Source organism: Halomonas sp. NO4, from assembly GCF_010994375.1.
Classification (GTDB): Bacteria; Pseudomonadota; Gammaproteobacteria; order Pseudomonadales; family Halomonadaceae; genus Halomonas.
In genome coordinates this window covers 294,978-300,977 of record NZ_WHMA01000002.1, presented here as the reverse complement: position 1 = coordinate 300,977, position 6,000 = coordinate 294,978, and the positions used below count along the sequence as shown (strand labels likewise).

Genomic DNA, 6,000 nt, shown 5'->3' with positions numbered 1-6,000 from the left:
GCGGCCTGGGGTGGCCTGTTCGTCAAGCTTGCCTACAAGGCCGAGCAGGCAGGCAAGCATCTGGTGAAAATCGACCCCTGGTACCCCAGCAGCAAGACCTGCTTTCACTGCGGCCACAAGGTCGAGTCGATGCCGCTCACCATCCGCACCTGGGACTGCCCGGCCTGCGGCACCCAAGGCATCGACCGGGACATCAATGCGGCGCGCAACATTCGGCGCCAGGGCATCCTCCAGTTGAAGGCCGAAGGGCTGTCGGTCTCTGCCCATGGAAGCCTGCGTCAGTCCGGCATATCGCCGGCAGCGGCCTGAGAAGTGGGAAGCCCCGCCCGCTAGCGGGCGGGGAGCAGTCACCGTCCTTGTCTCGTTGAAAGCTCATCGCGTCCAGCACCTATACTGACGGCGTTCGACGGCGCATCAGGACAGAGGGAACGGCGCGATGCAACGGGAAGAATTCGTCCAGCAGCTGTGGCTCGACTACATCCATCGACACCCCGATGTGGGCGCCCTGCGCCTGTGGTCGATGGATGCCCCGGCCGAGTACCTGACCCTGCTGACGCTCAATCACGGCCCGTTCGGCGCGCGCGAGCTCACGCCCGGTCTGGCGCGCCTGGGCTATCGCCCGATGCAGCACTACGCCATGGCCGACCGCGGCCTGCTGGTGACCCTGCTGGCTCCGCCCGACGACGGTGCCTGGCTGGTGCTCGCCGAGCTGCAGCTGGGCACCCTGTCGCGGGCGCCGCGACAGCACCTGACGGACCTCGCCGAGCGCACCCATCCCCGCGACACGCGCGGCCAGGACCTGCTGAGCCGCGGCCGACCCTGGCCCATGCCCGACTGGGAGAGCTACCAGGCGCTGATCGGTGCCCACCCCCTGGCCGGCTGGCTGGCGGTGATGGGGCCGAGCATGCATCACGTCGGCTACGACTGCGAGCGGCTGGGTAGCGACCTGCCCACCCTGGACAGCGCCCTCCTCCAGGCCGGCCTCGCCGGCAGCTCGGACCGGCACCACGGCGTCTTTCCCGTCTCGCCGCTGCTCGAGTACCGTTTCTACCCCACCTGCTCGCAGCGCCTGGCCTTTGCCGACGGCGACGAGCACCGCATCGACCTGGGCGGGCTGGCCCTGGTGCAGAAGTGCCTCAGCAACGACCACGAGCGCGCCGTGGAACTCCTGCTCCCCCATCACACCCGCTGCCAGATCAGCTGAGTCCGGGCGATATCCACAGAATCTGTGGATAACGCTGTGCAAGGGCGGCGCAAAACCGCCGTCCGGCTGCACGGTCAGGGCGGTCACCTCGGGTTGGTCACATTTTCGTCATCGCTGCGGCTCGAGACACCCAGTCGACTGCCCCTCAACAAGGAAAGGCCCGAGCCATTGATGGCTCGGGCCTTGTCTGGAGCGACATTGAGAGAGGTATCGCCGCCTCAGGCCTCGAAGGTCATCTCCGGCACATGGTCGGGAACGACCAGCTTGCCGGCGGTCTTCTCGACGATCTCCTCGACGCTGACCCCCGGTGCCCGCTCCACCAGGTGGAAGGCACCATCCTTGATCTCCAGATAAGCCAGGTCGGTGAGCACCCGGTTGATGCAGCCGGCGCCGGTCAGCGGCAGCGTGCACTTCTCGAGGAGCTTGGATTCCCCGTGCTTGGAGGCGTGGGTCATGGTGCAGATGATGTTCTCGGCACCGGCCACCAGGTCCATGGCGCCGCCCATGCCCTTGATCAGCTTGCCGGGGACCATCCAGGAGGCGATGTTGCCCTCCTGATCCACCTCGAAGGCGCCCAGCACGGTCAGGTCGACGTGGCCGCCGCGGATCATGGCGAAGGATTCGGCCGAGGAGAAGATCGCCGAGCCGGGCCGCGCGGTCACCGTCTGCTTGCCGGCGTTGATCATGTCCGGGTCGACCTCCTCCTCGGTGGGGAAGCGCCCCATGCCCAGCAGGCCATTCTCGGACTGCAGCATCACGTCGATGCCCTCGGGAATGTAGTTGGCCACCAGGGTCGGAATGCCGATGCCCAGGTTGACGTAGAAACCATCATGGAGTTCGCGCGCCACGCGCTGTGCCATCTGTTCGCGAGTCAGTGCCATCTTGTTTGCCTCTTGTGTTCGGTGGAGAAGCGCCGGCCTGCCGGCCGGGGGGTGTTGCCGGTGGCGGCTCAACCCTGGTGGACGGTGCGCTTCTCGATACGCTTCTCGAAGGTGCCCTGGATGATGCGGTCGACGTAGATGCCGGGCGTGTGGATCTGGTCCGGCTCCAGCTCGCCCGGCTCGACGATCTCCTCGACTTCGACCACGGTGATCTTCCCGGCGGTGGCGGCCATGGGATTGAAGTTCTGCGCGGTCTTGCGGTAGACCACGTTGCCGTAGCGGTCGGCCTTCCAGCCCTTGACGATGGCAAAGTCGCCGGTGAAGGCCTCTTCGAGGATATAGTGGCGGCCGTTGAACTCGCGCACCTCCTTGCCCTCGCCGATCGGCGTGCCGTAGCCGGTCGCGGTGTAGAAGGCGGGGATGCCGGCGCCGCCGGCGCGCATCTTCTCGGCCAGGGTGCCCTGAGGCGTGAGCACTACCTCGATCTCGTCGTTGAGCATCTGCTGCTCGAACAGGGCGTTCTCGCCCACGTAGGAGGCGTAGAACTTCTTGATCTGCTTGTCCTCGAGCAGCAGGCCCAGACCGAAGCCGTCGACCCCGCAATTGTTGGAGATCACGGTGAGGTCCTTGACGCCGCGACGCTTGATCTCGGCGATCAGGTTCTCGGGAATGCCGCACAGCCCGAAGCCTCCGGCAATCACGGTCATGCCGCTCTCGATGCCTTCCATTGCCTCTTCGTAGGAATACACGCGCTTGTCGAATCCGGCCATCGCGAAGCCTCGTCTTGTTGTGGGATGAGTGAATGACGGTACCTGATCAGTGTTGACCCGGCCAATATATTTGTTAAGTTTGTTTTTTTTATTGATTGATTTGATAGACCAATAAATTGACTCAGGCGGCCGCCATGACCCTCAAGCAGTTGCGCGCCTTTCTCGCCGTGGCCCAGACCTTGAGCTTCACGCAGGCCTGCGAGCACCTCCACCTCTCCCAGCCAGCGCTGAGCCTGGCCATCAAGGGCCTCGAGGAGAGCCTCGGCGGGCGTCTGCTGATCCGCACCACGCGCAGTGTCCGGCTCACCCCCGAAGGCGAATCCCTGGTTCCCCTGGCCAAACGCCTGCTCGCCGACTGGGACAATGCCGAGGAGGTGATGCGCCAGCGCTTTACCCTGCAGCTGGGGCGATTGGCGCTGGCCGCCATGCCCTCCTTCGCCTGCAACCAGCTGCCCGCGGTGCTGATGGCCTTCCGCCGCCAGCACCCGCGCATCGAGGTGACGGTGCACGACGTCATCAACGAACAGGTGATCGACATGGTGCGCCGACAGCGCGTGGAGCTGGGCATCGCCTTCGAGCCCGCGGCGGGCGACGGGCTGGCCTTCACCCCGCTCTTCGAGGATCGCTTCGTGGCGGTGGTACCGCCGGACTCCCCGCTGGCCGACGCCACGACACTGCGCTGGGCCGAGCTGCTGCGTGACGACTTCATTACCCTGCAGCGCCCCTCCATGGTGCGCCTGCTGCTGGAGCAAGAGCTGGCGGAACAGGGGATCGAGCTGCCGGTGGCCTTCGAGAGCCATCAGCTCGCGACCGTCGGACGCATGGTGGCCAGCGGCCTCGGCGTCAGCGCCGTTCCCGCCCTGTGTCGCCAACAGATGCACGAACTGGGCGGTCGCTGCCTGCCCCTCACCGAGCCGATAATCGCCCGCCCGGTGGGCGTGTTGAGTCCCGCCGGCCAGGAGCTGTCGGTGGCCGCCCAGGCGATGCAGGAGATCCTGGCGGCAACCCTGGTCCCAACTGCTACGTTGGAGACAGACGCGTAGCAACCCGGCGAGGCGACCATGGCTACCCCTCTCTGGCAACCGGCTCCCGCGCGCCGCGAGGCCAGCCAGCTGGCCTCCCTGATGCGCGAACTGGAAACCGAGACCGGCAGCGTTTTCCGAGACTATGCGGCACTGCACGCCTGGAGTCTGGCGCACCCCGAGGCCTTCTGGCGCAAGGTGTGGGACCTGGGCGTGATCGGCGACCCCGGTCAGCGCGTCCTGGACAACCCCACGGCCATGCCCGGCGCACGCTGGTTCCCTGAGTCGCGCCTCAACGTCGCCGCCAATCTGCTGCGCCGCCGCGACGCCACCCCGGCCCTGATCGCCTGTGACGAGCGCGGGCGGCGCCGCGAACTCAGCCATGCCGAGCTCTACGACCGGGTCGCGCGGCTGGCCCGCACACTGCGCCACAGCGGCGTGCAGCGCGGCGACCGGGTGGCAGGCCTGGTGCCCAACAGCGAGCACGCCGTGATCGCCATGCTGGCCACCGCCAGCCTCGGCGCCGTCTGGTCCTCTTGTTCGCCGGACTTCGGCGTAGAGGGGGTACTCGACCGCTTCGGGCAGATCGAGCCCAAGGTGCTGATCGCCTGCGACGGCTACCACTGGAACGGCAAGGCCATTGCCCTCCACGAGCGCCTAGGGGAGCTCGTCGACCAGTTGCCGACGCTGGTGCAGGTGGTGCTTTTCCCCTTCCTCGACCCCGAAGCCACGCCCGACACCCGGGGCATCGACAAGGCGGTCACCTGGGCGACGTATCTCGGGGATGCCGCCGAGACGCTCGACTTCGCCGAGCTGCCCTTCGACCACCCGCTCTATATCCTCTACTCCTCCGGCACCACCGGCAAACCCAAGTGCATCGTCCATGGCGCCGGGGGCACCCTGCTGCAGCACCTCAAGGAGCATCGCCTGCACTGCGACCTGGGCGAAGGCGACGTCTTCTTCTACTACACCACCTGCGGCTGGATGATGTGGAACTGGCTCGTCTCGGGGCTCGCCTCGGGCGCCACTCTGCTGCTCTACGACGGCGCGCCCTTCGCCCCCGACTCGGCGGCGCTGTGGCGCCTCGCCGAGCGCGAGAGGGTGACCTGCTTCGGCATCAGCGCCACCTACCTCACCACCTGCGCCAAGGAGGGGATGCGCCCGGGCCGCGACCACGACCTCTCGGCCCTGCATACGCTGCTCTCCACCGGCTCGGCGCTTCCCCACGAAACCTTCGACTATGTCTACCGGGCGATCAAGTCGGACCTGCTGCTGGCTTCCATCTCCGGGGGGACCGACATCGTCTCCTGCTTCGCCCTGGGCTGCCCCATCCGCCCCGTCTACCGGGGCCAGCTGCAGTGCCGGGGCCTGGGCATGGCGGTGTCCGTCTACGACGAGTCCGGCACACCCTGCGCCGTGGGCGAGAAGGGCGAGCTGGTTTGCACCCAGCCCTTCCCCTCCATGCCGCTGGGCTTCTGGAACGACCCGGATGACCAGCGCTACCACGGCTCCTACTTCGCCCGCTTTCCCGGCGTCTGGGCACATGGCGACTACGCCGAGCTCACCGCCGAGGACGGCCTGTTCATTCACGGCCGCGCCGACACCGTGCTCAATCCCGGCGGCGTGCGCATCGGCACCGCCGAGATCTACCGCCAGGTGGACCGCGTCGACGAGGTGGTGGAGTCGCTGTGCATCGGCCAGCAGTGGGAGGACGACGTGCGAATCGTGCTCTTCGTGCGGCTGCGCGACGGTCTGACTCTGGACGACGCCCTGCGCCAGCGCATCCGCGACACCGTCCGCACCCACGCCTCGCCGCGCCACGTGCCGACCAAGATCATTCAGGTGGACGACCTGCCGCGCACCCGCTCCGGCAAGCTGGTGGAATTGGCAGTGCGCGATGTCGTCCACGGGCGCTCGGCGGCCAACCTCGGCTCGCTGGCCAACCCCTCGGCCCTGGCCCAGTTCGAGGACCTGCCGGAGTTGTGCGACTGATGGACGACCGGCGTCCGACCAACCGGCGGGTGGGCAGCCCGACCGGCATGCAGTAGCATGAGACGGCCTGGCACCCTGGTGCCGGTTCTCTCATCCTGACAGCGCACCGTGACAGTGCACATAAGGAGCGT

General features: G+C 67.2%; 6 protein-coding genes. 4 read left to right on the top strand and 2 right to left on the bottom strand.

Annotation, left to right across the window (positions count from 1 at the left end; translation table 11 throughout):
• Both FEF15_RS03095 and FEF15_RS03090 read left to right on the top strand, forming a co-directional pair.
• Positions 1 to 309: zinc ribbon domain-containing protein (locus FEF15_RS03095; protein ID WP_163557638.1), on the top strand; the 309-nt coding region annotated here is incomplete at its 5' end.
• A gap of 127 nt (positions 310 to 436) precedes the next feature.
• A complete protein-coding gene (locus FEF15_RS03090) occupies positions 437 to 1,204 on the top strand; it encodes a DUF1338 domain-containing protein (protein WP_163557636.1) in 768 nt (255 codons plus the stop codon).
• A 218-nt stretch (positions 1,205 to 1,422) separates the two neighbouring features.
• On the opposite strand, the gene FEF15_RS03085 is transcribed toward FEF15_RS03090, so the two are convergent.
• Positions 1,423 to 2,085, bottom strand: a complete 663-nt coding sequence (locus tag FEF15_RS03085) for a CoA transferase subunit B (protein ID WP_163557635.1) — start codon at positions 2,083 to 2,085, stop codon at positions 1,423 to 1,425.
• A 68-nt stretch (positions 2,086 to 2,153) separates the two neighbouring features.
• On the bottom strand, positions 2,154 to 2,855 hold the full coding sequence (locus FEF15_RS03080) for a CoA transferase subunit A (protein ID WP_163557633.1): 702 nt from the start codon (positions 2,853 to 2,855) through the stop codon (positions 2,154 to 2,156).
• A 134-nt stretch (positions 2,856 to 2,989) separates the two neighbouring features.
• On the opposite strand from FEF15_RS03080, the gene FEF15_RS03075 reads away from it, so the two are divergent.
• On the top strand, positions 2,990 to 3,898 hold the full coding sequence (locus FEF15_RS03075) for a LysR family transcriptional regulator (protein ID WP_163557631.1): 909 nt from the start codon (positions 2,990 to 2,992) through the stop codon (positions 3,896 to 3,898).
• A gap of 18 nt (positions 3,899 to 3,916) precedes the next feature.
• Positions 3,917 to 5,869 (top strand): acetoacetate--CoA ligase, encoded by a 1,953-nt coding sequence (locus FEF15_RS03070; protein ID WP_163557630.1) that lies wholly within the window; start codon positions 3,917 to 3,919, stop codon positions 5,867 to 5,869.
• Positions 5,870 to 6,000: the final 131 nt, after the last annotated feature.